Source organism: Aliiroseovarius sp. PrR006 (genome assembly GCF_010500215.1).
Lineage (GTDB): Bacteria > Pseudomonadota > Alphaproteobacteria > Rhodobacterales > Rhodobacteraceae > Aliiroseovarius.
In genome coordinates this window covers 362,856-389,131 of the sequence record NZ_JAAGOY010000004.1, presented here as the reverse complement: position 1 = coordinate 389,131, position 26,276 = coordinate 362,856, and the positions used below count along the sequence as shown (strand labels likewise).

Below are 26,276 nucleotides of genomic sequence, written 5' to 3'. Positions count from 1 at the left end.
TCGTAAAACGTGGAAAAGTTTAACCAATCGCGCCTAGCACGGATCGTGCAGCGCGTAATCCGGGCGCTTCACCGCCTTTTCCAAGACGCTCCATCGTCACACGCATCGCCTCGTTCTGTGCTTCCGGCGCATCTAGAACGGCCAACAGCGCAGGCGTGATGCGATCCGGGGTGCAGTCTTTTCCAAGGAACTCAGGAATCGAACGCGTGTCAGAGACCAGATTGACCAGAGTCACAGTGTCGATTTTCAGCATGCGTCCAATCAGGAACCGGCTGAGCCAATTCATGTCATAGGCGATGACCATCGGCGTATGGGCTGCCGCGAGTTCCAAGGACACCGTACCGGAGGCCGCCAGCGCCACATCTGCGGCCTTGAACGCCGCGCGTTTGTCGTCCTGCTGCGCGGCTGGGATAAGAATGGGCGACACGGACCACTTCGCGGTCAATTCGCGCACAAGGTCTTCCACGCCTTGCGCCATTGGCAACACCACCTGCAGGTCAGGCTTGGCGCGTTTGGCATGGGCAATCACCTCGCCAAACCGCTCTGCCAGACGCGAGACTTCGCCCTTGCGCGACCCCGGCAGAACCAGCAGAAGCGGCGCGTCGCTGATACCGCGTGCATCGCGGAAGGCCTGCGCTGCTGCGTCATCTGCCTGTGGCTCGGCCACGACCGGGTGCCCGACGAAATCACAACCCATGCCGGCGGCTTGCATATAGGGCGGCTCGAACGGGAGAAGCGCCAGAACGTGGTCCACCCAGCGTGCCATTTTGGCGGCGCGTTTCGGACGCCATGCCCAGACCGACGGGGCCACGTAATGCACGATCGGTATGTCATGACCGAAAGTCTGCCCTTCAACCTCTTCTTCCTTCACGATCCGCGCCACGCGCAGACAGAAATCCGGGCTGTCGATGGTGATCAACACGTCCGGATCGGCCGCGACGACGGCCTCGGCGGTTTCACGAATGCGACGTTTCAGGTGGAAGTATTTCGGGGCGACTTCGGCAATTCCCATGATGGACAGCTCGGACATCGGAAAGCGCGAGGTCAGCCCCTGCTCTTCCATCGCGACACCGCCGATGCCCATGAATTCGACGTCAGGGCGCAGGGTTTTCAAGCCTTCCATCAAGGCCGCACCCAAACGGTCGCCCGAGGGTTCGCCCGCGATCATGAATACCTTCATGATTGCCCCTTTCGCACGTCCAGAAACAGATCATGTTCGGCCAGCAAGCGCTCGACCTCGGCCCGCTCCAGCACGATCACGCCTTCCTCCAACACGATACCGCCTAAGCCGGCTGCTGCCACCGCACGCACCGTATCAGGCCCGATGGTCGGAATATCCATCCGCCCGTCCTGACCAGGCTTCGGGCGTTTCACAAAGACGCCACGCGCGCCTTGTTTCAGATGTTCGGATGTGTGCCCGGCGAAAGCCAGTAACGCGTCGGTCCCCTGAATGCTCTCGATACCCAGGCATTGCCCGCCTGCGATCACCACGCCCTGCGCGATATCTTCACCGGCCAGAACGTCCAACAACTGCCAGCCCCGGTCCGCATCTTCACGGTCCCGCGCGCTGGTCGCGCGACCGGCGTGACTGGCCTCGATGGCCAGCGCGGCGGTCACATCTGTCGCGCCCACGACCGTGAAGCCCTGCTCCTCGAACACCTCCGCCACAAGGCGCAAAAGTGCGTCATCGCCCTTGCCCAGAACAGCCTTCACCCGGGGAAACAGCCCCAGCGTCACCCGGTCCATGCGCAGAGGGTTCAGCTTGGGCCGGTCCACCTTGCCCGCAAACACAACACGCGCGACCCCTGCCCCGCGCATCGCGTTGAACAAGGCCCCAAGCTTTTCATAGCTCGCGGCCACATGCTCGAACCCGTCGGGCACAGAAACGTCAACACCTTTGATGGTCACGAAAAGCGCGTCCGAATTGGCCGCCGCAATCAGTTGCGGCAGCTCTCCGGTTCCGGCGATGATGGCAAGGCGATCCGACATGTGCGCTTACTTCGGCGTCAGGAAACCACGGTCGCTGTCGCCCGTGATGAACTCGACCATTTCGCGCACATAATCGCTGTCGCTTTCTTCCCCAAGACGCGCAGCCCGTTCCTGAAACGAGCCTTCGCCCTGTTTCAGCATCAGGAAAGCCGCGCGCAAGGCGGTGATGTCCGCGCGATCAACGCCACGGCGCTTCAAGCCAACAAGGTTCAGACCGTCCAACTCGCCGCGCGGTCCTTGCACCAGAGCATGCGGCAGCACGTCGGCGGTAACCATGGACAAGGCGCCGATAATCGCTCCACGTCCAATGCGCACCCATTGATGCAGACCAGACAAGCCGCCAACGATCACGTCATCTTCGATCACCACATGCCCGGCAACGGCCACGTTGTTCACCAAGATCACCTTGTTGCCAATCTGGGCGTCATGCGCCACGTGGCACCCTGCCATAAACAGCCCATCATCGCCCACGCGGGTGATGTATCCACCGCCGGCGGTGCCGGTGTTCATGGTCACATGCTCGCGAATGCGATTGCGCTTGCCGATGATCAGCTTGGTGTTTTCACCCGCAAACTTCAGATCTTGCGGAATTTCACCGATGACTGAGAACGGGAACACCACGGTTTCATCGCCAATCTCGGTGTCGCCAGTGACGACGACATGCGACTTCAGCTCGACACCTTTACCCAGCTTGACCTGCCGGCCAACTGTGCAGAAAGGGCCAATCTGGCAGTCCGCGCCAATAACAGCACCATCGTCGATGATGGCGCTGGCATGGACCTTGGCCGAGGGATCAATCCCCATGTTCAGCCCTTTCCAGCAGTGACGTCGATCATCGCCATGAAGGTGGCAGTGCAGGCGACCTCTCCGTCAACCTTGGCCACACCATCGAATTTCCAGACCTTTGCGCCGCCACGTACGGTGGTGACTTCCAGTTCGAGCCGATCGCCCGGCACCACTTTGCGGCGGAACTTCGCAGTATCGATGCCCATGAAATAAACCACGGCACCCGACCCAACCAGATCCAGCGAAAGCGACACCATCACCGCCGAGGTCTGTGCCATCGCTTCGATGATCGTCACGCCCGGCATGATCGGAAGGCCTGGGAAATGGCCTTGGAAATGCGGCTCGTTCATCGTGACCATCTTGATGCCACGGGCAAATTCACCGGCGCGGATGTCTTCGACCTTATCCACCAGAAGGAAAGGATAGCGGTGAGGGATACATTCCTGAATAAGCTGAATATCAGCTGTGCTGGGCACGTCGACCATAAGTGTGTTTTCCTTCTGTCCCGGCGCTTTTCACGCCAATTGTCTGACATCATTGATTATCAGCCCTGTCAGGGCGAAACAATCCGATTCAGTTGTCGCTGGCATCCCCGGACGTGGTGCTGTCTGGTGTTTCACTTGGCTTTTCAGGCGTTTCATCCTCGGACGGCGCATCTGAGGGCGGGGCTGGGCTGGCAACACCATCCCCAAGTTCCTGGTCGATCCGGCGAATGGCGGCATCCGTGATGTCAATGTTCTGTGTCGCCAACAAAATCGCGCGTCGATCAATGATCACAACGGCGCCCACTTCGCGCACCAAGCGGCCCAAAATCGGACCAATGCGTTCGAAAAACGCTGATTGCTCGCGCTCAAGTACGCGCACGAATTCTTGTTCGCGCTGCTGACCTTCGGCGCGCAACTCGTTGACTTTCTGGTCAAAAGCGTCAGCCAGAACGCGAAACGAGGTGGGATCCAGAGAGCTTCGCTGCTCGGTCAGCTGTTTTTCTTCCTTGGCCAGATCGGCTTCTGCTTCTCGGGTCTCTTGCGCCAAACGCGCCCGCTCGACCTCGACCGTTGCAAGAACACGCTGCCCATAGGCGGTGTCCGAAAACAGCCGTTGGCGATCAATCGTGACAATTTGCGAAACGGATTGAACTGCTTGCTGTTGCGCCACGGCCGCCCTCGGCAAGGACACGCCAAACATCACCGCTGAGAGTGCCGCAATGCAGGCCACATGCCGAAAAAAAGTGCCCCGGTTCACCCGAGGCACTTCTTGATCAGAACTGAGCCGAGATTGTGAGCTCGAAGTTGTTTTCTTCGTCATAGCTTTCCTTGGCCAGAACCTTGGAGTAGTTGAAGCGCAGTGGACCAATCGGAGTATCCCAGAAGATCGATGCGCCGATGGACGACCGCAGATGCGCGCTGTCATCGATGGTCCCGCCAAGTGTATCATCCAGCCCCCACAGCGAACCGGCGTCGACGAACAGACCGCCTGTGATGCCGTATTCTTCCGGCAGACCCAGCGGGAACTGTGCCTCAAGACGGGCGACGGCAAACATGTTGCCCCCCAGCGTGTCAAGGTTCGGCGCTGTCTGGTCGTAAGGCCCTACGCCATTGGTCGCGAAGCCACGCAGCTTGGACGGGCCCAAGCGGAAGCGGTCGGTCACGCGCGAGTTTGCGTCATTCAAGCTGGTCAGGAAACCACCTTCGACAGTTGCCGACAGCGTGACCTGATCATTCCAGACGCGGGTAAGCGCCTGCGCCAAAGCCGTCGCACGTGCATATTGATAGTCCGCACCCACGCCACCAATGTCACCGTCCAGTTGGAACAGATAACCGCGCTTCGGGTCCAATCCGGTCCGACGCGTGTCATAGCTGTACGAGAAACCAACACCGCCACCAATCTGGCGACCGCGAGCTTCATCCGCTTTCAACAGATCCGAGCTGTCAGCGCTGACATCAGTGATCTCGGTCCCATCGGCGTAGACCCGCAGGCCAAGGCGCGAATACTCGTTGATCGGGAACGCGATCGACGGACGGAATGCCAGTGAGCGGGTATTGTAGAAGGACGATGCCTGATCGGTCGACTGGTAATAGGTCTCGATTGCAAATTCCAGATCGCGGCCCAAGAAAGCGGGCTCGGCGAATTTGAACGAGAAGTCGGCGGTATCATCCGTGTTCTGGAAGCTCGCCGAAATGAACTGGCCGCGACCCAAGAAATTGCGTTCACTGAAAGCAATGTTCAGACCGAACCCTTTCTCAAGGCTATAGACACCCCCAAGGCTGAGCGAGCCGGTCGGCGCTTCCTCGACATCAACGTCAATCACGACCTGATCTGGTGCCGAACCCTGACGGGGCTCGACCTTCGTATCAGCAAAGAAGCCTAGGGCGCGCACCCGTTCAGAGGCTTCACGGATTTCGCGCGGGTTGAAGGGATCGCCCTCAACCACACGGAATTGATCGCGAATGACGCGGTCCAGCGTGGTCGCGTTGCCTTCGATATCGATGCGCTCGACAATGATCCGCGGCCCGCGGGTCAGAACCAGCTCGATGTCCAAAATCTGATTGCGCTCGTCACGGGTGACACGCGGGTCGACGCGAATGAAATCCAGGCCTTTTTGAATGGCCAAACGCTCCAACCGGGCAATTGCATTGTCCAGTTGAGCAGGGCTGAACACGTTGCCGGATTTGATGCTCTGTGCCGCTTGGAACTCTTCTGCATCAACGCCATCCACTTCGGACAGGATCGTGATGTCGCCAAAGCGGAACTGCAGACCTTCTTGAACCTGGAACGTAATGAAGAACGCGTCGCGTTCGCGCGAAAACTCGCTGGTGACGCCCGTGGTCTTGAAGTCCACGTAACCGCGCGATTGATAGAAATCCTTCAAGACCTGCTTATCAAACTCGATCCGCTCTGGAACATAGGAATCGCGCTGGATCAGCGCGCGCAGAATGCCGGCCTGCTTGGTTTCCAGAACACGGCGCAGTCGCGCATCCGAGAACTTGCGGTTGCCGACGAAAGACAAGCGCTCGACTTCGGTGTTTTTGCCTTCGACAACTTCGAACACCAAGTCCACGCGGTTGTTGGCGCGGCGGATAATCTTGGGCGTGACTTGAGCAGCCAGGCGGCCTTGCGTTTGGTAGACTTCAACGATGGTCTGGACGTCTTGCTCGGCCGTTGCCGGGCTGAATACCTGGCGCGGCTGCGACTTCAGCAGGTCCTCAAAGACCTCATCTTTGACCTTCCGGTTGCCCTCAACCGAAACAACGTTGATGGTTGGGTATTCGCGAACCTGCACGACCAGAACATTGCCGCGTGGGATGACTTTGACGTCTTCGAACAGACCGGACGCGACGAGGCGCTGATAGCCATCATTTAGCTGTGCGGCGCTGACCGTTTCGCCCTGAGCGATTCCCAGGTAGGACAGGATGGTTGCAGCCTCAATTCGCTGCGTGCCTTCGATCTCGACCTTGTTAAACGAATATGTCTGCGCCTGAGCTGGCATCGGAAGGGTGGCAGCCCCCCCTGAAATTGCTAGCAAAATAGCCAATCCACTGCTGCTGGCCAGTCCTCTCAGCGCTTTAAATGCCGATGTCCCGGCTGCGCTGCCAGACCCCTCAAAAAATGCCATATTTCTATCTTTCTTTAGACATCCCAGTGCCCACGTGGATAAGGGGTCAATACCGCCTTGTCAAAGCGCGAAACACGGTGTTTGCGAGGTGTTGCACATCTGGCTGCCTTGGGGTGCAAATCCTGCGCCAATCACGCTTTCTTTTCTTGCGCCTTGGCCTCTTTCAGCTTCATTGCCAGATCCTGCGCAATGGCAAAGGCGCCTCTAATTTTGTCGGACGTTTTACGCCAGTCGCGCCGCACGACAATCTTGTTGTCACGCACCTTTGCCAGACCATTTTGCGCCTGAATGAACTCGACCAATCCAACAGGCGAAGCGAACTTGTCGTTATGGAACTGGATCGTGGCCCCTTTCGGTCCGCCATCCAACTTGGCAATGCCAGCCCGTTTACACATGCCCTTGATCCGGACGATCAGCATCAGGGTGTTCACCTCTTTCGGAAGCGGACCGAAACGGTCGATCAGTTCGGCGGCGAAGCCTTCTAGCTCGACCTTCTTGGACAGCGACGACAGGCGGCGATAAAGGCCCAGACGGACATCAAGATCTGGAACGTAAGTATCTGGGATCAATACAGGAACGCCAAGGTTGATCTGCGGTGCCCAGCTGCTGTCCGCATCCGATAGGCCCTCCAACTGACCGGACTTAATTTTGGCAATCGCCTCTTCCAGCATCTGCTGGTAAAGCTCATAGCCCACCTCGCGCATCTGGCCGGATTGCTCTTCGCCCACCAGATTGCCCGCGCCACGAATGTCCAAGTCCTGCGAGGCCAGTGTAAATCCAGCCCCCAGCGTGTCGAGCGACCCCAGCACGCGCAGACGCTTCTGCGCGGTCTGCGTCAATGGCACGCGCGGTTTGGTCGTCAGATAGGCATAGGCACGGGTTTTCGAGCGACCCACTCTGCCCCGGATCTGGTAGAGCTGAGCCAGCCCGAACATATCGGCGCGGTGCACGACCATCGTGTTCGCGGTCGGAATGTCGATCCCGCTTTCGACAATAGTAGTCGCCAACAACACGTCATACTTGCCGTCATAAAAGGCGTTCATACGGTCATCCAGCTCGCCCGCGGCCATCTGGCCGTGGGCGGTGACGAAGGTGACTTCCGGTACGTGGTCTTTCAGGAAAGCCTCGATATCCGGGATATCCTTCACACGCGGCACCACATAAAAGCTTTGTCCACCACGATAATGCTCGCGCAACAGCGCCTCGCGGATGGTGACGCCGTCGAACTCGGACACATAGGTGCGGATCGACAAGCGGTCGACGGGCGGCGTGCCAATGATCGACAGGTCGCGCACTCCTGACAGCGACATTTGCAGCGTACGCGGGATCGGCGTGGCAGAGAGCGTCAGCACATGCACGTCCGAGCGGAGTTCCTTCAGCCGTTCCTTGTGGCTCACCCCAAAGCGCTGTTCTTCGTCGACGATCAACAGCCCAAGGTTTTCAAACCGCACGTCTTTGGCCAGCAATGCGTGGGTGCCGACGACAATGTCCATCGTGCCGCGCGACATGCCCTCGCGGGTTCGTTTGGCCTCGGCCTGACCAACGAAACGCGACAGTTGCCCGACATTGATCGGGAAGCCTCGGAACCGTCCCGAGAAGCTTTTGTAATGCTGACGCGCCAGCAACGTGGTGGGTGCGATCACGGCAACCTGTTGGCCGGACATGGCAGCCACGAATGCCGCCCGCATCGCCACCTCGGTCTTGCCAAAGCCCACATCTCCACAGACCAGACGATCCATCGGGCGACCCGAGGCCAGATCTTCGATCACATCTTCAATGGCCGACAGCTGATCGTCCGTTTCCTGATAAGGGAAGCGCGCCGAGAACTCTTCCCACGCGTGATGCGGGGCTTCCAGCGTTGGCGCCTTGCGCAGCTCGCGTTCTGCGGCCAGCCGGATCAGCTTGTCCGCGATCTCGCGGATGCGTTCCTTCAGCTTGGCTTTCTTGGCTTGCCACGCGCCGCCGCCCAGCTTGTCCAGAAGCCCGGTGTCCTGACCGAATTTTGACAGAAGTTCGATGTTTTCAACGGGTACGAACAGGCGATCCCCGCCCGCATATTCCAGCGCGAGGCATTCATGCGGCGCGCCCATCGCGGTGACGGTTTCCAGCCCATTATATTTGCCGACCCCGTGGTCTACGTGAACGATCAGATCACCGGGCGAGAGGCTTTGCGCTTCAGTCAGGAAGTTCTCGGCTCGGCGTTTGCGCTTGGGGGCACGGATCAAGCGGTCGCCCAGCACGTCCTGTTCCGAGATCACCGTCAATCCCGGTCCCTCGAACCCATGTTCCAGCGCCCAGACGGCCAGATAGACGCCACCCGGCTTGTCTGGCACGTCACGGTAATTTGTGATCACACTGCTTGTAATCACGCCCTCATCGGCCAGCAATCCTTGCAAACGCTCCCGCGCGCCCTCGGAATAGGAAGCGACGATGACAGGGGCTTCACTCTTTGCGTCAATATGATCCGCCAGAGATTTGAAAAGGTTTACATTCTCTTGCTGTCGCTCGGGCGAGAAATTGCGCCCAATCCGTCCGCCGCCATCGACAACTCCCGCGCCCGTAGGCTGAGGCAATGCGGACAGTTGCACCACGCGTCGCCCGTCCAGCGCAGTCGCCCATGCCGGATCATCCAAATACATCAGATCCGGTGGACAGGGCTTATAGACGCTGTCCATCCGGTTCTTCGCGTTGATCGCGATCTTGCGGGTTTCGTACTGGTCTGTGATCGCTTCCCACCGCGCAAGGCGCGCGGGATCCAGGCCATCATCCAGCATCACGGACGCGTCAGGCAGATAGTCAAACAGCGTTTCCAGTTCTTCGTGGAAAAACGGTAACCAATGCTCGATCCCCTGATGCTTGCGCCCAGCGGACACGGCCTCGTAAAGCGGATCGTCAGATCCTGCAGCGCCGAACTCGATCCGATAATTCTGCCGGAACCGCGTGATTGCGGCCTCATCCAGAATGACTTCCGAGACCGGGGCAAGCTCGATCCCCTTCAGGCTTTCGGTTGTGCGTTGGGTGGCCGGATCAAAGCGGCGAACACCGTCCAGAACGTCTCCGAACAGGTCCAGACGTACCGGGCCGCTCTCGCCCGGTGGGAAGATATCGATAATCCCGCCGCGCACGGCGAAATCCCCCGGTTCCATCACCGTTGGGGATTGCGAAAAGCCCATGCGCACCAGAAACGCGCGCAGCGCATCCACATCCAGCAGTTGATCCACCTGCGCCATGAAGCTGGCTTCGGCCAGTGTGGCGCGTGCCGGCAAACGCTGTGTGACGGAGTTCAGTGTGGTCAGAAGGACAAACCGCCCCTTGATCTGGCCTGTCGCCAGCCCTGCCAGCGTCGCCATCCGCGCGGCGGACACGTCCGCATTGGGCGACACCCGATCAAAGGGCAGACAATCCCAGCCGGGGAACGTCACACAGGTCACGTCCGGCGCAAAAAAGCCAAGTGCAGCCTGCATCGCCGCCAGCCGTTTTTCATCGCGCGCGACGTGCACAAGGGGGCCGCCCGACCGGTCGAGCTCCTTCACCAGAAGGGTCGCGTCAAAGCCCTCGGGGGCGCCAGAAAGAAGAAGCTTGTCCATGCGGCGGATGTATCCGTGCAGTTGGGGCCACGCAAGGGCCGGATCGGTCAGGATTACCTCAGCACACCATAGGCAAGGTTGTGATACATGCCCCAAAGCGCGGTGATCAGGATTGCCACCATTCCAATCAATTGCACCATCAGGCGATGTCGCAGCAGATAACGGCGCAAGTCTTCGCCCTCAAGCGCTTGGCTTTGGATTGTGATGGCCGTTCGCGCGGACAATAGCCCGACGAACACCATCGGAAACATTAACAGGAATACAGCTTGGGCAAACTCCACGCCGTACCAGAACCCTAGAATAACCAGAGATGACAACATGGCCGAGGCAACCGCGATCACGGACATCCCCGATTGCTCGGACAGAGATGTAATGCGATTGCAGTTCACCCGCACGATGGTTTCCAGATCCTCTTGCGCCGCGCCTTCGATGCGGCCGGCACGCTGGATCATGTCATAGGGCACGCCCATCACCCAATAGCTGGCCATCGACCACGCCACAGCCAGCCCGATCCAGTACCACAGGTTGGAAAAGGACCGCATATCAATGATTTCGAAAAGGGTGGCGTAAAGATCCAAACATGGTCCCCTGTTGGTGGTCCTTTGCGCTTCACCCTAGCGTCGGGGCAAGGCCTGTGCCAGCGGGAACAGCCCGGAATACGGAAAATTGCGGACTTGTGAACTTGTCGGACCCGTGGCAGGAAGTTTCAGATCACTTTTATGGCCCTGACACGGCCACGCCCAGCCAAGGAGAGCCTTGTGAGCCGCATTCCTCAGCCCAATACAGTCGCCCCCTTCCCCGCCACGCGCCTGCGCCGCACACGGTCGTCCGGGGCGTTGCGCGATCTGGTGCGAGAGAACACACTGACGGCGGCGGATCTGATCTGGCCGGTCTTTGTGGTTGAAGGTGAAAATGTGGAACAAGAAATCCCCTCGATGCCCGGTGTGACGCGGAAATCGGTGGATTTGGTGGTAGAGGCCGCGCGCGAGGCGCATGCGCTGGGTATTCCGGCGATTTGCATCTTCCCTTATACGAACCCCGCGCTGAAGACCGAGGCGTGCGAGGAAGCCTGGAACCCCGACAACTTGTCGAACCGCGCCATTCGCGCCATCAAGGCCGCGGTGCCCGAGATCGCCGTGATGACCGACATCGCGCTGGATCCCTATAACGCCAATGGCCATGACGGGATCGTTCGGGGTGGTGAGATCGTGAATGACGAAACGGTCGAGGCGCTGGTCAAGATGGCTCTGGGGCAAGCCGAGGCAGGCGCCGACATTCTTGGTCCGTCAGACATGATGGACGGGCGGATTGGCGCAATCCGCAGCGCGATCGAGGCCGCCGGATATCACAACCTGACCATCATGAGCTACACCGCGAAATATGCGAGTGCCTTTTATGGCCCATTCCGCGACGCGGTCGGGGCCTCGGGCGCGCTGAAGGGCGACAAGAAGACCTATCAGATGGACCCCGCCAACAGTGACGAGGCGATGCGTCTGGTCGAACGCGACCTGCAAGAGGGCGCGGACATGATCATGGTCAAGCCCGGCATGCCCTATCTGGACATCTGCCGCCGCGTGAAAGACAGCTTTGGCGTGCCAACCTTCGCTTATCAGGTCTCGGGCGAGTACGCGATGTTGATGGCGGCATCGCAGAACGGCTGGCTGGACGGCGACAAAGTGATGGCCGAAAGCCTGATGGCGTTCAAACGCGCGGGCTGTGATGGCATCCTGACCTACTTTGCGCCCCGCATGGCACGCCTTCTGGCCGACGGCTGACCTGACGCTCTTCACAGGCGATTTTCCGCAGCACGCCTTACTTCTAGGTGACAGCCCGCGCGTGATCCGCTATATTTTGTGCCAAAGCGGACACAGATCCGCGTTCGAGCAACCCGGTCGATCACATGCCTCGGCGGTATGGCGACCCAGCATGAGGCATAAAGGCAAAGACATGCAAAAATCGAAATTTTCTCGTCGTGGATTTCTGGCCGTCGTTGGCGGCGCAAGCATGGCGCTTGCGGCGTGTGACAACAGCATTGGGTCCAACGGCGGAGGGCGGATCGACGCGCGTGCCGACAGTACGCTGAGCTATCTGTACAATCGCTATCCCGACACGCGTGAATTGGCCGCGAAATCGTCTGGCCAACTGGTCATGCCACTGGTGACCGAGGCCGGCTTTGGTCTGGGTGGCGCTTATGGGCGTGGCGCGTTGCGTATCAACGACGTCACGGTGGACTACTATTCGCTGACGCAAGCCAGCGCAGGCCTTCAGATTGGTGCGCAACAATACGCCCATGTCCTGTTCTTCATGACCGATGAAGCGCTGCAGAGTTTCCGGGCTGACGCGGGATGGGTCGCCTCGGCGGACATCAAATACGCGTTTCAGAACGAAGGTGATCGCCTGACGGCTGATACGATCACCTCGTCCTCGCCAGTTGTGGCTGTTGTGTTTGGCCAGACCGGCCTGATCGCAGGTGCCACGATCGAAGGCGCAAAATATACCCGGATCATCCCCTGAACCGGCACACACTCCGAACATTCAATGGGCGGCCCTTGGGCCGCCCTTTTCGTTTAATCCAAAGCACGCAGCCGCTTAATAAGGCTCGAGGTGTCCCAGCGCCCGCCGCCCAGCTTCTGCACGTCTTTATAGAACTGATCGACCAGCGCCGTAACCGGCAGACTGGCGCCGTTCTCATTGGCCGTGTTCAGGCAGATCCCCAGATCCTTGCGCATCCAATCCACTGCAAACCCGTGGTCAAAGTGGTCATCCGCCATGGTCGCGTGCCGGTTCACCATCTGCCAGCTGCCCGCGGCGCCGCCCTGAATCACGTCGACAACCTCGCGCAGGTCCAGACCGGCTTTCTCGGCAAAGTGCAGCCCTTCAGACAGGCCTTGAACCAGCCCGGCAATACAGATCTGGTTGACCATCTTGGTCAGCTGCCCCGCGCCGCTCTCGCCCAGACGTTTTACCGTACGGCCGTAGGCCTGCATGATTGGCTCGGCCGCGTCATAGGCAGCCTGATCACCACCGCACATAACGGACAACACGCCATTCTCGGCCCCGGCCTGACCGCCAGATACAGGCGCATCCACGAAGGACACGCCTGCGGCTTTGGCTTCCGCATAGAGTTCACGTGTCACGGCTGCGGACACCGTGGTGTGATCCACGAAGATTGCACCGTCTACCATGCCGGCCAAAGCGCCCTGATCCCCCAGCACCACCGAGCGCAAATCGTCATCATTGCCCACGCAGGCCATGACAAAATCCGCGCCCATCGCCGCCTCGCGCGGGGTCGAGGCCCATTTGCCACCATGTTCCTTCGCCCACGCCTCGGCCTTGGCCGTTGTGCGGTTGAAAACTGTCACTTCGTGACCCTGCGCAACCAAGTGACCGGCCATCGGATAGCCCATCACGCCCAAGCCTAAAAACGCACATTTTGCCATACCAAGACCCTTTCGTTGAATTCCCATTCAGTTCACAGTAGTTACCGCTCACGAGGGCAAGTTCAACCTGCGTTTCAGGCGCACGGTCCAGAAATTAGGTTTGCATATGGGCAAAATCATACTGTGGATGATCCGCGGCACCGCTGCTTTGGTAGGATTGGCCGTCGCGATTATGGGGCTGGTCTATTATCTGGCTTCACAGTCCCTGCCTGACTATGATGTGACCCGCGAAACGCCCGGCATCACCGCCCCGGTCGAGATCATCCGCAACAACGCCAACATCCCGCATGTTCTGGGCCAGAATGACAATGATGTGTTCTTCGGCCTTGGTTATGTCCATGCTCAGGACCGGCTGTGGCAGATGATGATGATGCGTCGCACCGTTCAGGGCCGTCTGTCCGAGATGTTCGGCCCGCGCACCTTGAAGACCGATGAACTGATGCGGCGTCTTGATCTTTATACTCTCGCACGTGGATCCCTACAGTATCAGGATGACGACACCAAGGCAGCGCTCTCGGCCTATGCGTCGGGCGTGAATGCCTATCTGGCGCGGGTGAATTCCGAGGCTCTGGGCCGTGGCGCACCTGAATTCTTCCTGTTTTCGAGCGAAATCTCGCCATGGCAGCCGGTGGATAGCCTCGCCATCCTGAAGCTGATGGGCGTGCAACTGGCAGGTCAATTGGAAGAGGAAGTCCTGCGCGCCCGTGTTTCGCTTGCCCTGCCCGAGGACCGCGTGCGCGAGATCCTGCCCGACATGCCCGGCACCGGCGTCGCCGCACTGCCGGAATACGCAACACTGTTTGACGGGGACGTTCCGCGTTTTGCGGCCTTCGACGCACAAGACCGTCCAGACCTCTGGCCCAGCCCGAAACGCGGCTTTGCAGGCGCATCGAACGGATGGGCGGCTGCCCCGACCCGCTCTGCCGCGGGCGGTACGCTGCTGGCCAATGACCCGCATCTTGGATTCTCGGCCCCGTCGATCTGGTATCTGGCAAGGCTAGAGCTCAGCACCGGTGGCGTGATTGGCGGATCTATTCCCGGTATGCCCCTGATCATGGCCGGGCGGACCGACGGGTTTGGCTTTGGCATCACCTCGTCCTACCTCGATGATCAGGACTTGTACCTTGAGAAGCTGAACCCGGATAACCCGGACGAGGTTCTGACCCCCGACGGCTATGCCCCTGTCAAAACGCGCGGAACCATCGTGCGGATCAAGGATGAGGCACCAGTCACTGTTACGCTGCAATGGACCGACAACGGTCCAATCCTGCCGTCCGAGATGTATGATCTGGGTCTGATCACGCCCGTGGGCCACGCGATGTCCCTGTCCTGGACGCTATTAACCGAAAAGGACCGCTCGATGAGCGCCGGGATCGGCTTGATGCGTGCGAAAACCGTTATGGATGGGATCGCCGCCGCTTCGGATTTCGTCGCCCCCAGCATGACCCTGACCATGGCAGACACGGATACGATCGCCATGAAGGTGATTGGTCAAATGCCGGGCCGTAGCCCGCGCCATCAGACGCAGGGCCGCATTCCCAGCCCGGGTTGGATCAAGGATAACCAGTGGGGCGTCCCGTTCAGCTACAGCGCCAATCCGGAATTCGTGCAGCCCTCGGGCGGGATCCTTGGCAACACCAACAACAAGATCATCGACCGCCCCTTCCCGGCGCATATGAGCTTCAACTGGGGCGATAGCCAGCGCATTCAACGCTGGCAGCGCCTGATGCAGGCGCGCGAGGTGCATACGCGCGACAGCTTTATCGAAGCGCAGCTGGACAGTGTCTCGGTCACCGCACGAACGTTGCTGCCCTTGGTCGCCGCAGACCTGTGGTTCACCGGAGAAGCCGCCCCCGTTGGCACGCCTGAACGCGACCGTCAGGATGCGCTAGGCCTGCTCGCCAATTGGAATGGCGAGATGAGCGAGCACATGCCCGAGCCGCTGATCTATTCCACGTGGATGCGCGCCCTTCAGAACCGGCTGATCCGGGATGAACTTGGCCCCCTGTCCACGGCCTTCACCCATGTTGATCCGGTCTTTATGGAGCAAGTCTATCGCGACATCGACGGCGCCTCGGTCTGGTGTGACGTGATCCAGTCCGCTGCGACCGAGACCTGCACCGACATGGCCCGTGTCGCGCTGGACGACGCGCTGTTGTGGCTGTCAGAAAATGCAGGCGGCAAACAAGAAAGTCTACGCTGGGGTGACTATCACCAAGCCGTGCACAAACACGCGGTGCTGGGCGATGTGCCCTTCCTGAAGTGGTTCGTGAACATCCGCCAGTCGACCTCGGGCGGGGATAACACACTCTTGCGTGGGCTGACTTCCGGGACAGGTAAGAATCCCTTCCAGAACGTCCATGGCGCAGCTTATCGCGGCGTCTATGACTTCTCGGACCCCGACAGTTCGCTCTTTGTGACCTCGACCGGGCAATCCGGCCACCCTCTTTCACGTCACTATGACGATTTGGGAGAACTGTGGCGGCGGGGCGAATTTACACCAATGTCGCTTGATCGCGATCTGGCCCGCGCCGCGGCCGTCGGCGTCACACGTTTGGTTCCGCGTCCTTAATCGCAGCAGATTCAGTGCGTCGGGGTGACATCCAGCCCGCTTTTCCCCTTATTTCAGGGGCTCAGTTTTCGTTACATCAACTTACCTGAGACATCTGGGCGGATCTTGAATACCGTCATCCCTTAAACCGTTTCCCGCAGGTTGGGAGCGTGTTCATACCCCGCTTCAGCAGATTGTCGTCCGAAACGCCATCTAGCGCGTCCCCACAACTGGACGATGATTGGCCACTCGCGGCCAGAAGGCCATCCCTCGGGGTGGCCTTCGAATATCTCAGCGGTGCAAAGCGGGGTTACAGTGCAGCATATTCCGCGGCTTGCCGGTCGGTCCAGGTCACGGTGATCTTCCAGCCGGTCTCGCCCGGCTCTTCATCTTCCACGATGCCCTTCTCAAACAGCCACGCCCGCCTGCGCCCATCCGAGAACGCAAGGTCCAGCGTGACGGTCTTTCGCGGCTCATCCAAGGCGCGGTCGATAGCGGCAACTAGATCGTCGAATCCTTCGCCGGTAATCGCGGACAGGGTCAGAATATCATCGTGACGGGCCGCCTCGCGACGGCGGGCGTCGGCCTCTTCCTCGTCCAGCAGGTCCAGCTTATTCCAGACCTCAAGCTGCGGTGTCTCTTCGTTGACGCCAAGCTCGGCCATGATGGTGGCCACATCCTGCGCCTGTTCATCCGTGCCTTCGTGGCTGATGTCGCGCACATGCAGGATCAGATCAGCGGCCAAGACTTCTTCCAAAGTGGCGCGGAAGGCAGCAACAAGCTGCGTTGGCAGGTCCGAGATGAAGCCCACCGTGTCCGACAGGATCACCTTGCGGCCACCACCCTGCCCCGGCGTCTTGCCCAAGGCCGGCAGCTCGATCTGGCGCATGGTCGGATCCAGCGTGGCAAAGAGCATGTCTTTCGCCAGCACCTTCGCCCCGGTCATGCGGTTGAACAGCGTCGATTTGCCGGCGTTGGTATAGCCCACCAACGCGACAATCGGGAACGGCACCTTGGCACGAGCGGCGCGGTGCAACTCGCGGGTTTTTACGACCTTTTCCAACTGCTTGCGCAGGCGGTTCATGTGGTCGTCAATGGCGCGGCGGTCGGCCTCGATCTGGGTTTCACCGGGGCCGCCTACAAAGCCAAGCCCACCACGCTGGCGTTCAAGGTGGGTCCATGCCCGAACAAGGCGCGTGCGCTGATAGGACAGCGCGGCCATCTCGACCTGCAACACGCCTTCGCGGGTGCGCGCACGATCCGAGAAGATCTCGAGGATCAGGCCCGTCCGATCAAGGATCTTGACGTTCCATTCCTTTTCCAGATTGCGCTGCTGAACCGGGCTGACAGGGCCGTCGATCAGTACCAAATCGACCTCGGCCACTTTCAGGCGCTGGCTGAGATCGTCAAGCTTGCCCTTGGAAAACAATTTGCCGGGATGCGGGTCGCGCAGACGCACGATTTCGGACCCTGCAACCTCGAGATGAGGGAGGGCCGCCGCCAGTGAAACGGCTTCTTCCAACGCGGGACCAGCGGTCCGGCGATTGGGGTCTGAGGTCAGTTCGGGGTGAAGGACCCAAGCACGGGTGGCCTTCTCCTCTTGTTCAATGAGGTCTGTCAGCTTTCTTCGCCGTCATAAAGATTGATCGGTTGGCCCGGCATGATGGTCGAAATCGCGTGTTTATACACCAGCTGCGACTGGCCATCGCGACGCAGAAGGACGCAGAAATTGTCGAACCAGGAAATGACGCCCTGAAGTTTTACGCCGTTGATCAGAAAGATCGTCACCGGAACTTTCGACTTACGCACATGATTCAGGAATGCATCTTGCAGGTTTTGCTTATCGGCAGCCATTTTTTATTGCCTTTTTTGTTTCGTGCTGCCGGAAAACGGCAGGAATTTCACCTGATTGTCACTATGGCTTGCTCTTTTGGCGGTTTCCACCCCCAATTTACGTGGCCTCAATCAGGGTATGGCATGTAAACAACAGACGACCCTGATCCGGCCGATCACGCCGTCCGTTATCGGCGCCAGATATCCGGGCTGAGCAAGGCAATGATCGCGAGTGTTTCCAGTCGTCCCAGGATCATAGCGAACGTCAACACCAGCTTTGCGGCGTCGCTCAGGTCTACGATCGACAACGGGTCAACCGAGGCAATCTCGACCACGGGACCGGTGGTAGTCAGCGTCGCGATGGTCAGAATTGTCGCGCTTTCAAAGTCCTGCCCCGTCAGGGCAAATAACGCCATGATCACAGCGACAGACAGGGCCATCAGCATGAAGAACACCCATGCCATGTAGGCACCACGCCCGCGCAGATGTCGCGCCTCAGTACCTGATCCGCCAACCGAACTTGGGTGGACCAGTTTCTCCATCTCGCGCAATCCATGCAGGTAAAGTGCATAGACCCGCATCAGCTTGGCCCCACCAGCCGTCGTGGCCACACCCCCGCCGATCAGCGCCAACCCCATCAATAGAAGACCTGGCGTCTCAAGTCCCGACCAGTTGGTGCTGGCCTCCCATGCCTGGCTTTCAAACCCTGCGGTGGTTAGGAACGAGAGTACGGTGAACAGAGACCCCCAAAGTGCCGTCAGACCTGCCGTCAGGGTCAATGCCTCATCAACCTCATAAGCCCCGATCCAATGGCGCAGGAACAGAAACCCGGTCAGCGAGGCTACGATCACAAAGGCCAAACGAATTTCCGGGTCACGCCAAAGCGATGGAACGTCACTGTGTTGCATATCGCTGGCGAAGGTCTGGCGCGAAATCGCGAAGATCAGGAAGGCGGCGATCATGACCTCACCACCGAAACCGGACACCCCTCCAGAAAGTCCGCCAACAGGGGATATCCCGCTGGTCGCAATCGTGGACATGGCATGGCACAGCCCGACAAAAGGCGTTTCCCCAGCAACGACTAGACCAATCCACAAGGCAGCGGTTAGCCCGGCATAAATCGGAAGCAATCGCACGCCATACGTCCTGATCCGATCCGAGAAATCGGCGATGCGCGTGATCTGGCTGTGCCCTGCCCCAAGCCGTGTATCAAGGGCCGAGCCGCGGGCGCCAAACCGGGTGCGCACCTCGAACCCACCAAGCGCCATCGGAGCAAGAATGGCAATGGCGCTTACCCAAATGAAAAAACCGCCCATCCAGCCCACCATGGCCCGCCACAGATGCAGCGACTTTGGAAGCCGGTCGGGATCTGGAAACAGCGTCAAACCCGTGGTCGTCAGCGCCGATACCATTTCCACATAGGCATTCAGAAAAGTGGTGGTACGCAGTGCCTGATGAAACGGGACGGCCAGCATAATTGGCAACAGAACAAAAAGGCCCAAAAGAGCCATCAGGTGTCGGCGATGCCGCGTTGATCTGGGTCGATCCGCCATCGCGATGGCAAGAAAGAAAGTCAGAAATCCGAAAAGAAACGCACCATACAGGAACACGCGACCCTGATAGTATTCCTCGACTGTCCACGCAAAACCTGCAGGCAGCAGCATTGCCATAACGCTGATCCCCATCAGGATTACAAGCAGCGGCAATTTGGTGATCTGGGTCAGCATGGGCGCGCCTTAGAAAAAGTCGATCGAGACCTGCAGCAGACGCTCTACTTCGGGCACGTCATCTGCCATGCAGAACAACGTCACCACATCGCCCTCGTCGATACGGGTCTTGCCCGCTGGCTTGACCACGGTTTCGCCCTTCATCAAGGCCCCAACCAGCACGCCTTCGGGGAAATCCACATCTCGGATCGCTTTGCCCGCGATGGGCGAAGTCGATAGCACCTGTGCCTCGATCACTTCGGCTTCGGCGTCCCCCAGCGAATAGACCTCGCGCACTTTACCATGTCGGATATGGCGCAAGATCGAGCTGACCGTCTGCGTGCGCGGGTTGATATACGCGTCGATGTTCAAGGGTTCCATCAGGCCTACAAGCGACGGGTCATTGACCAGAGCGATGGACATGGAACAGCCTTCAGCTTTGGCCCGGACCGAGGACAAAAGGTTCACCTTGTCATCGTCGGTCACCGCCAGAATGGCGTCGGCGCGCGGCACGCCCGCTTCTTTCAACAGCTCTCGATTCATCCCGTCGCCATGCAGGACCACGGTTCGTTCCAGCGTATCAGCGGCACGTTCGGCCACGTCGCGGTTCAGTTCGATCACCTTAGCGCGGATACGGTCAGTACGGGTCTCAAGCTCGCGTGCTACGGCAAGCCCCACATTGCCTCCACCAAGGATCACCACACGTTCCTGGCGCTTGGTGGGCTTACCGAACACTTCCAGCGTGCGGTTTACGTCCTCGCTACGGGTAAACACGTAAATCTGGTCGCCTGCGAACAGCTGGTCACCGGGCTCGGGTGCAAACAGCCCCTTGTCACGGCGCACTCCGACGACGATCGCGCTGAGCGTGGAAAATAGGTCCGTCAGCTGGCGCAGAGGTGTGTTCAGAACCGGACAATCTTCGCCCAACTGAATGCCTAAAAGTTGCACCTTGCCCCCCATAAAGCTTTCAATGTCGAAGGCAGACGGCGCCTGAATGCGTTTCAGAACCGCCTCGGCGACCTCGCGCTCGGGGCTGATGACCACATCAATCGGCAGGTGATCGCGGCGATAGAGGTCAGCATAGATCGCATCCAGATAGCTTTGCGACCGTAGGCGCGCGATCTTGCGCGGGATCGAGAAGACCGAATGCGCCACCTGACAGGTGACCATGTTCACCTCGTCCGAATAGGTCGCCGCAATGATCATGTCGGCATCACGCGCATTGGCGCGGTCCAGAACATCCGGATGCGAGGCGTGACCCGCGATCCCCTGCACGTCCAGCGTATCGGTTGCCCGCGCCACCAGCTCGGGGTTGTTGTCCACAACGGTCACGTCGTTCTTTTCGCCTGAAAGGTGGCGGGCGATCTGCCAGCCCACCTGCCCTGCACCGCAAATGATAACCTTCATCCGGCTCTCCTTAGACCGCAGGCCTGCAACTGGTCAGGCACCGCTTCGACCGCATGTGACATGCGCAATCCTGCATGAAGGGATGGCAGAAGGGCGCGGCAGGGTCAATGGTCCCGGCCCCGAGGGAATGTGCGTGCGTCCAAGCGGTTACAGCCTGATCAGGCGTCTGCAGCTTCCTCCTCTTCGCCAGCGACATAGGCCATGCGCGCACCCGCTTTCGAGCCCGTTACAACACCCAGAGACTTTAGCTTACGGTGCAGCGCCGAACGCTCCATGCCAACGAAATTCGCGGTACGCGAAATATTGCCCCCAAAACGATTGATTTGCGTCAGAAGGTATTCGCGTTCAAACGCTTCGCGCGCCTCGCGCAGTGGCATCATGGCCAGCGCACCAGATACCACAACCGCCTGATCCGTCGTCTCTTCGGCAGCCGCTTCCTGCCCCGGAAGCTCGGACGCAGCGATGGGATCCGTGCCATCGCCCAAGATCAACGCCCGCTCGACGACATTTTTCAGCTGCCGCACGTTGCCCGGCCACTGCATCGTCTGCAGCATAGCCTGTGCATCTTCGGCCAGCTCGCGCAGCGGCAAGCCTTGCTCGGCGTTGAACATCGAGATGAAATACTCGGCCAGCTCTGGAATGTCCTCACGCCGCTCGTCCAGTGGCGGCACGGCAATCGGAACCACGTTCAGGCGATGATACAGCTCTTCCCGGAAGGTCCCGGCGACGATTTCGGCCTGAAGGTCACGGCTGGTCGACGACACCACCCGCAAATCGACCGAGACCTTGTCAGCCCCACCGACACGCTGAAAGCGCTGGTCCACCAAAACACGCAGGATCTTGGACTGGGTGCCAATGGGCATATCGGCGACCTCATCGAAATAGATCACACCGCCATTGGCCTCTTCCAGCAATCCCGGTTCGATCCCGCGTTCGTCGCTTTCGCGACCAAACAGAACCTCTTCCATACGATCCGCTTCGATCGAGGCCGAGTTGACGACGACCAAGGGCGAGGACGCACGATCGGAATTCGCATGAATAAAGCGTGCGGCCAGTTCCTTGCCAACCCCTGCCGGGCCCGTCAACATCACGCGACCATTGGACTTCGTGACCTTTTCAAGGTTTGATTTCAATGCCTTGAAGGCCGAACTTTGCCCAACCATTTCAGTTGGCAAGCTATCGCGCCGCTTAAGTTCTGTGTTCTCACGTCGCAGACGGCTGGTCTCCATCGCCCGTGTGATCACAACCATCAACTGGTCGATGTTGAACGGCTTCTCGATGAAGTCATAGGCGCCCTGCTTGATCGCTGCGACCGCGATTTCGATGTTCCCGTGTCCCGAGATAATCACCACCGGCACCTCGGGATGTTCGCGCTTGACCATTTTCAGGATGTCGATCCCGTCCATCGCGCTGTCTTTCAACCAGATATCCAGGATCATCAGGGCGGGAAGTTCGGCCTTAACCTTTGCGACGGCCTCGTCCGAGGTGCCCGCCAAGCGGGTCGTAAAGCCCTCATCTTCAAGAATATCTGAAATCAGTTCGCGGATGTCCCGTTCGTCATCAACAATCAGAATATCGCTCATGTCGGTTCTCCTTTACTTGTGGCTTTCGCACCGCGATCCGTACTGCCAAGCGGCAGAAAGATGCGGGCCATAGCGCCAAAATGGGCGCCGCCTTTTTCTTGTTCACTCTGAAAAACGGGCGCATCTTCAAGCGTCAGACGCCCGCCATGTTCTTCGATGATCTTCTTGACGATGGGCAGGCCCAATCCGGTGCCTTTCTCGCGCGTCGTCACATAGGGTTCAAACAGGCGTGCACGGTCTTCGGGAAGCCCGATTCCATTGTCGGCCACGGTGATACACACACCGCCATCTACGTCTTCCATGGTCACCTGCACTTCAGATATGTGCCCATCTGGTCGACCATTTTCATATAGACTTTCAATAGCTTCCCCGGCATTCTTAATCAAATTAGTCAACGCCTGACCAATCATGGTCTGGTCGATTTCAATCAAGACAGGGTAATCCACGATCTGCGATGTAAACCGTACGCCTTCCTGCCCGGTTTCCTGCAACAACAGGATGTCGCGCAACAGCTTGGTCAGATCTGTTTCACGACGCTCTGGCTCGGGCATCCGCGCGAATTTCGAGAATTCGTCCACAATCCGGCGCAGGTCATTGGTCTGGCGCACGATCACGTCCGTGTATTGCTCCAACGCATCCACATCCACGCCATCGACCTTCGAGAACTTCCGCTTGATCCGTTCCGCCGACAGCTGGATCGGGGTGAGAGGGTTCTTGATCTCATGCGCGATCCGTCGGGCCACATCGCCCCACGCCGCCATCCGCTGCGCTGAAACCAGATCGGTGACATCGTCAAAGGCAATCACGTAGCCCTCAATCCCGCCGTCGTCATTCCAACGTGTGGCAATGCGGACCAGCAGGTTTTCCTGCTTACCATTGCGGGTCAAGCGCATCTCTTGCTGGGCGCTGGGTTGGCCCTGCGCGACGGCATCCAGAAGCGGCTGGAATTCCGGCACAACCAACGACAGCTCATGTTCTTGATCGTTTTCATCCTGCACATCCAGCAAAAGCTCGGCAGCGCGGTTCAGGAAGGTCACCTGCCCGTCAGCGTTCAGGCCAATCACACCACCTGTGACCGACCCGAGCACGCTGTCGAACAAACGTCGACGGCGCTCAATCTGATCGGTGTTTTCAAGCAGTCGATCACGCTGCCCCTTCAAGCGGCTGGTCATCTGGTTGAAGTAGCGGCCCAGCATCGAGATCTCGTCATCACCCTCTTCCTCGATGACGCGTACATCCAAATCCCCTGCCCCAACGCGTTGTGCTGCACTGGCCAGACGCCCTACAGGACGCGACAGACGTTCGGCAAACCACATCCCCATCCAGATCGCGGCCAATATCAGGATGGCGGCAAACCCCAGATATATCAGGCCAAACTGGAACAGGCGTTGCCCGCGTTGCGATTCAAGTTGAGTGTAGACCCGTGCGGCCTCTTGCGTTTCGTCCACAAGATCCAGAATGTCGCCATTCACGTCACGGGTCAGAAGAATATAGTGATCCGTGAAGTCTTTCAGCCGGATCAAAACGCGAAACTCGTTGATGTCCCAATCTTCGATCACCACGGCCTCGCCGGCCTCGGCTTGGGCGAACTCATCGGTCGTGGGCTGTTCATAATCAAACAGATACGACCGCGTGCCACGCACCCGGATCGAGCCGTCGCCAGATACCACATAAGCCTCGCGCAACCCGCGCTGAATGCGTTCCTGAGCTTGTTTCAGGAGATTGCCGACCTCAGCGTCGGTTAACAAAAGCTGGGATTGGCGCTGGCCTTCAAGAAATGCAGCGATGGCGCGGGCGTCCTGTACCAGTCCATCCCGGCTTTCTTCTTTATAGGCCTCAGCGGCGGCGCGCGAATTGCCCACCACCGTGCGCACACGATCCGAGAACCAGCCCTCGAGCCCCATATTCAAAGTGAGCATGGCAAAGATCGCCACCAAAATGGTCGGGCTGAGCGCAATGACGGCAAACACGCCGGTCAGACGCAAGTGCAAACGCGATCCCGCACTTTCCTTGCGCCGCGCGACAATCATGCGACTTACACCGGCCAACACGAGTCCAGCGACCAGTATCACATAGATGATGTCTGCAAGGATGATCAGGCGGAGTGCATTGCTGTCCGCGCCCTGTGCAAAGGGGCCAAGCGCCAAGAACGTGGTCACGGCCAAAATCGGCCCGAACACGATCATTCCAAATGCGCCGTAAGAACTGTACTTGCGCCAACGGCGCATCGACAGGTAACGCTCGTAATTCGACTTCCGCACCGCGCGCTGCGCCACTGTGCTCGCCCTCATAAAATCTCTGTCCGCAGCCTCTTGCAGACAGTTGCCGCCAATATGACTCGGATCTTGTGCCCGAATGTCACGCTATGTTGCCCTTTTACATCAACTTGCGACGGCGTGTCACCTCGATTCCAAGCTCGGTGATCTTTTTGCGCAAGGTATTGCGGTTGATGCCCAGCAAATCAGCACATCTGGCCTGATTTCCACCTGTGGCATCCAAGGCGATTTCGATCAGCGGAAGCTCCATTTCCCGTAAAATGCGATGATACAGGCCAGTTGGCGGCAGCGCACCGCCATGCAGATCGAAATAGCGCTGCAAATGCTGCGCAATCGTGTCGGCCAGTCGCGCATCGGCCATTTCCTGCCGAACGACACCTGATCCGTTGGGCGTGCTGACGGGTTGCGCGCCCGTCGCGCCCAGGGCCGCTTCGACCTCGGTCGCAGAAATATTGTCGTCGACACCGGTCACGGCGAGACGGCTGATCAGGTTCTCAAGCTCGCGCACGTTGCCGGGCCACGGATAGGCCCGCAGGACGGATGCAGCCTCTTCCGGCAGGTTCCGCTTTGGAAGCCCATCCTGCGCCGCGCGGCCCAAGAAATGCTCTGCCAACCCAACGATGTCTTCAATCCGGTCGCGCAACGGCGGCACTGGGATCACGATCCCCGCCAACCGGTAATACAAGTCCGACCGGAACCGCCCATCCGCGGCAGCCCGCCCCAGATCCCCCTGCGAGATCGACAAAACGCGGGTGTTGTTGTCGGTCACTGCGTCCAGAACACGGGCCAGACGCCCTTGCGCCACATCGTCCAGATCCTGAATGCCGTCAAACAGGATAACCCCATCACGCGCCCGCGCCAGCAGCGTGTTCACAGCGTCCGAGTGGCTGAGGTCATCAGGTGAAGCAATGATGAACGGCGCATTGCCGCGATCCGAGAAGTCATGCAACGCACGTGCGATCAGCGACTTCCCGACCCCGCTTTCGCCAGTGATCAACACCGGCAGATCCACATTTAAAACCCGCGCAACAAGACGATAGAGCTCTTGCATGGCCGGGCTGTGTCCCACCAAGGGCAGGTCATCCACATCGCGCGACACTTGTGGTTGAGGGCTTGTAAGCTCTGCGGGGCGTACTCGTTTGCGTTCCAACGCCCGCGCGGTGCGCTTCATCAGTTCTGGCAGGTCAAACGGCTTGGGTAGATAGTCAAACGCATCGGCTTCGGCCGCTTGAATGGCGGTCATGATGGTATTTTGCGCCGAAATCACGATCACCGGCAGGTCCGGGCGCAGTTTCAGGATCCGTGGCAACGCCTCAAGCCCATTGCCATCCGGCATCACCACATCAGAAATTACAACGTCGCCACGTCCCTCTTCGACCCATTTCATCAGAGTCTGGATCGACCCCGTTGCATGTACACGGCACCCCGCGCGGGTCAGTGCCTGCGTTAGAACCGTGCGGATCGTTCGATCATCATCGGCCACCAGAACTGTTCCATCCATCTGT

19 protein-coding genes are annotated in these 26,276 nt (G+C 59.2%); 3 read left to right on the top strand and 16 right to left on the bottom strand.

All coding sequences use genetic code 11. From position 1 onward, the window contains the following. Nucleotides 1–19: 19 nt before the first annotated feature. The 8 genes from lpxB to G0Q00_RS01895 all read right to left on the bottom strand — a co-directional run bounded on the left by lpxB (nt 20) and on the right by G0Q00_RS01895 (nt 10,553). Entirely contained in the window at nt 20–1,180 is a 1,161-nt protein-coding gene (gene lpxB, locus G0Q00_RS01930; protein WP_163035864.1) for a lipid-A-disaccharide synthase, read from the bottom strand. Next, complete coding sequence (locus G0Q00_RS01925; RefSeq protein ID WP_163035862.1) at nt 1,177–1,989, bottom strand: LpxI family protein; 813 nt, start codon at nt 1,987–1,989, stop codon at nt 1,177–1,179. Before G0Q00_RS01925 ends, lpxB begins: the two co-directional genes overlap by 4 nt. 6 nt (nt 1,990–1,995) lie before the next feature. Beyond that, the gene (gene lpxA / locus G0Q00_RS01920; protein ID WP_163035860.1) at nt 1,996–2,793 is read right to left on the bottom strand and encodes an acyl-ACP--UDP-N-acetylglucosamine O-acyltransferase; all 798 of its coding nucleotides are present in this window, start codon (nt 2,791–2,793) and stop codon (nt 1,996–1,998) included. Between the two features lie 2 nt (nt 2,794–2,795). Continuing rightward, the gene (fabZ, locus tag G0Q00_RS01915; protein ID WP_163035858.1) at nt 2,796–3,260 is read right to left on the bottom strand and encodes a 3-hydroxyacyl-ACP dehydratase FabZ; all 465 of its coding nucleotides are present in this window, start codon (nt 3,258–3,260) and stop codon (nt 2,796–2,798) included. Between the two features lie 88 nt (nt 3,261–3,348). Beyond that, nucleotides 3,349–3,930 (bottom strand): OmpH family outer membrane protein, encoded by a 582-nt coding sequence (locus tag G0Q00_RS01910; RefSeq protein ID WP_163035856.1) that lies wholly within the window; start codon nt 3,928–3,930, stop codon nt 3,349–3,351. A gap of 103 nt (nt 3,931–4,033) precedes the next feature. Beyond that, nucleotides 4,034–6,388 carry an outer membrane protein assembly factor BamA gene (bamA, locus tag G0Q00_RS01905; protein ID WP_203564881.1) on the bottom strand — a complete coding sequence of 785 codons (2,355 nt, stop codon included), beginning with the start codon at nt 6,386–6,388 and terminating at the stop codon, nt 4,034–4,036. Between the two features lie 131 nt (nt 6,389–6,519). Continuing rightward, nucleotides 6,520–9,975 carry a transcription-repair coupling factor gene (gene mfd, locus G0Q00_RS01900; protein ID WP_163035854.1) on the bottom strand — a complete coding sequence of 1,152 codons (3,456 nt, stop codon included), beginning with the start codon at nt 9,973–9,975 and terminating at the stop codon, nt 6,520–6,522. Nucleotides 9,976–10,028: 53 nt separating this feature from the next. After that, the gene (locus G0Q00_RS01895; protein WP_163035852.1) at nt 10,029–10,553 is read right to left on the bottom strand and encodes a component of SufBCD complex; all 525 of its coding nucleotides are present in this window, start codon (nt 10,551–10,553) and stop codon (nt 10,029–10,031) included. Nucleotides 10,554–10,733: 180 nt separating this feature from the next. On the opposite strand from G0Q00_RS01895, the gene hemB reads away from it, so the two are divergent. Both hemB and G0Q00_RS01885 read left to right on the top strand, forming a co-directional pair. After that, nucleotides 10,734–11,750, top strand: coding sequence for a porphobilinogen synthase (gene hemB, locus G0Q00_RS01890; RefSeq protein WP_370458518.1), 1,017 nt, complete (start codon nt 10,734–10,736; stop codon nt 11,748–11,750). Between the two features lie 172 nt (nt 11,751–11,922). Continuing rightward, nucleotides 11,923–12,489: a YSC84-related protein gene (locus G0Q00_RS01885; protein WP_163035848.1), complete on the top strand. Its 567-nt coding sequence runs from the start codon at nt 11,923–11,925 to the stop codon at nt 12,487–12,489. A gap of 53 nt (nt 12,490–12,542) precedes the next feature. Here G0Q00_RS01885 and G0Q00_RS01880 read toward each other — a convergent pair whose 3' ends face one another. Then, nucleotides 12,543–13,415, bottom strand: coding sequence for an NAD(P)-dependent oxidoreductase (locus tag G0Q00_RS01880; RefSeq protein ID WP_163035846.1), 873 nt, complete (start codon nt 13,413–13,415; stop codon nt 12,543–12,545). Nucleotides 13,416–13,521: 106 nt separating this feature from the next. Between G0Q00_RS01880 and G0Q00_RS01875 the strand changes: the two genes are divergently transcribed. Beyond that, nucleotides 13,522–15,987, top strand: coding sequence for a penicillin acylase family protein (locus tag G0Q00_RS01875; RefSeq protein WP_163035844.1), 2,466 nt, complete (start codon nt 13,522–13,524; stop codon nt 15,985–15,987). A gap of 289 nt (nt 15,988–16,276) precedes the next feature. On the opposite strand, the gene hflX is transcribed toward G0Q00_RS01875, so the two are convergent. The 7 genes from hflX to G0Q00_RS01840 form a co-directional block, all read right to left on the bottom strand. Further along, nucleotides 16,277–17,575, bottom strand: a complete 1,299-nt coding sequence (gene hflX / locus G0Q00_RS01870; protein ID WP_163038237.1) for a GTPase HflX — start codon at nt 17,573–17,575, stop codon at nt 16,277–16,279. A gap of 8 nt (nt 17,576–17,583) precedes the next feature. After that, entirely contained in the window at nt 17,584–17,820 is a 237-nt protein-coding gene (hfq, locus tag G0Q00_RS01865) for an RNA chaperone Hfq (protein ID WP_133488330.1), read from the bottom strand. 167 nt (nt 17,821–17,987) lie between these two features. Continuing rightward, nucleotides 17,988–19,526: a TrkH family potassium uptake protein gene (locus G0Q00_RS01860; RefSeq protein ID WP_163035842.1), complete on the bottom strand. Its 1,539-nt coding sequence runs from the start codon at nt 19,524–19,526 to the stop codon at nt 17,988–17,990. A gap of 9 nt (nt 19,527–19,535) precedes the next feature. Further along, nucleotides 19,536–20,912: a Trk system potassium transporter TrkA gene (gene trkA, locus G0Q00_RS01855; RefSeq protein ID WP_163035840.1), complete on the bottom strand. Its 1,377-nt coding sequence runs from the start codon at nt 20,910–20,912 to the stop codon at nt 19,536–19,538. Nucleotides 20,913–21,070: 158 nt separating this feature from the next. Further along, on the bottom strand, nt 21,071–22,495 hold the full coding sequence (locus G0Q00_RS01850; protein WP_163035838.1) for a sigma-54 dependent transcriptional regulator: 1,425 nt from the start codon (nt 22,493–22,495) through the stop codon (nt 21,071–21,073). Beyond that, nucleotides 22,492–24,786: a PAS domain-containing sensor histidine kinase gene (locus tag G0Q00_RS01845; RefSeq protein ID WP_203564880.1), complete on the bottom strand. Its 2,295-nt coding sequence runs from the start codon at nt 24,784–24,786 to the stop codon at nt 22,492–22,494. Before G0Q00_RS01845 ends, G0Q00_RS01850 begins: the two co-directional genes overlap by 4 nt. Before the next feature lie 85 nt (nt 24,787–24,871). Continuing rightward, the gene (locus G0Q00_RS01840; RefSeq protein ID WP_163035836.1) at nt 24,872–26,272 is read right to left on the bottom strand and encodes a response regulator; all 1,401 of its coding nucleotides are present in this window, start codon (nt 26,270–26,272) and stop codon (nt 24,872–24,874) included. Nucleotides 26,273–26,276: the final 4 nt, after the last annotated feature.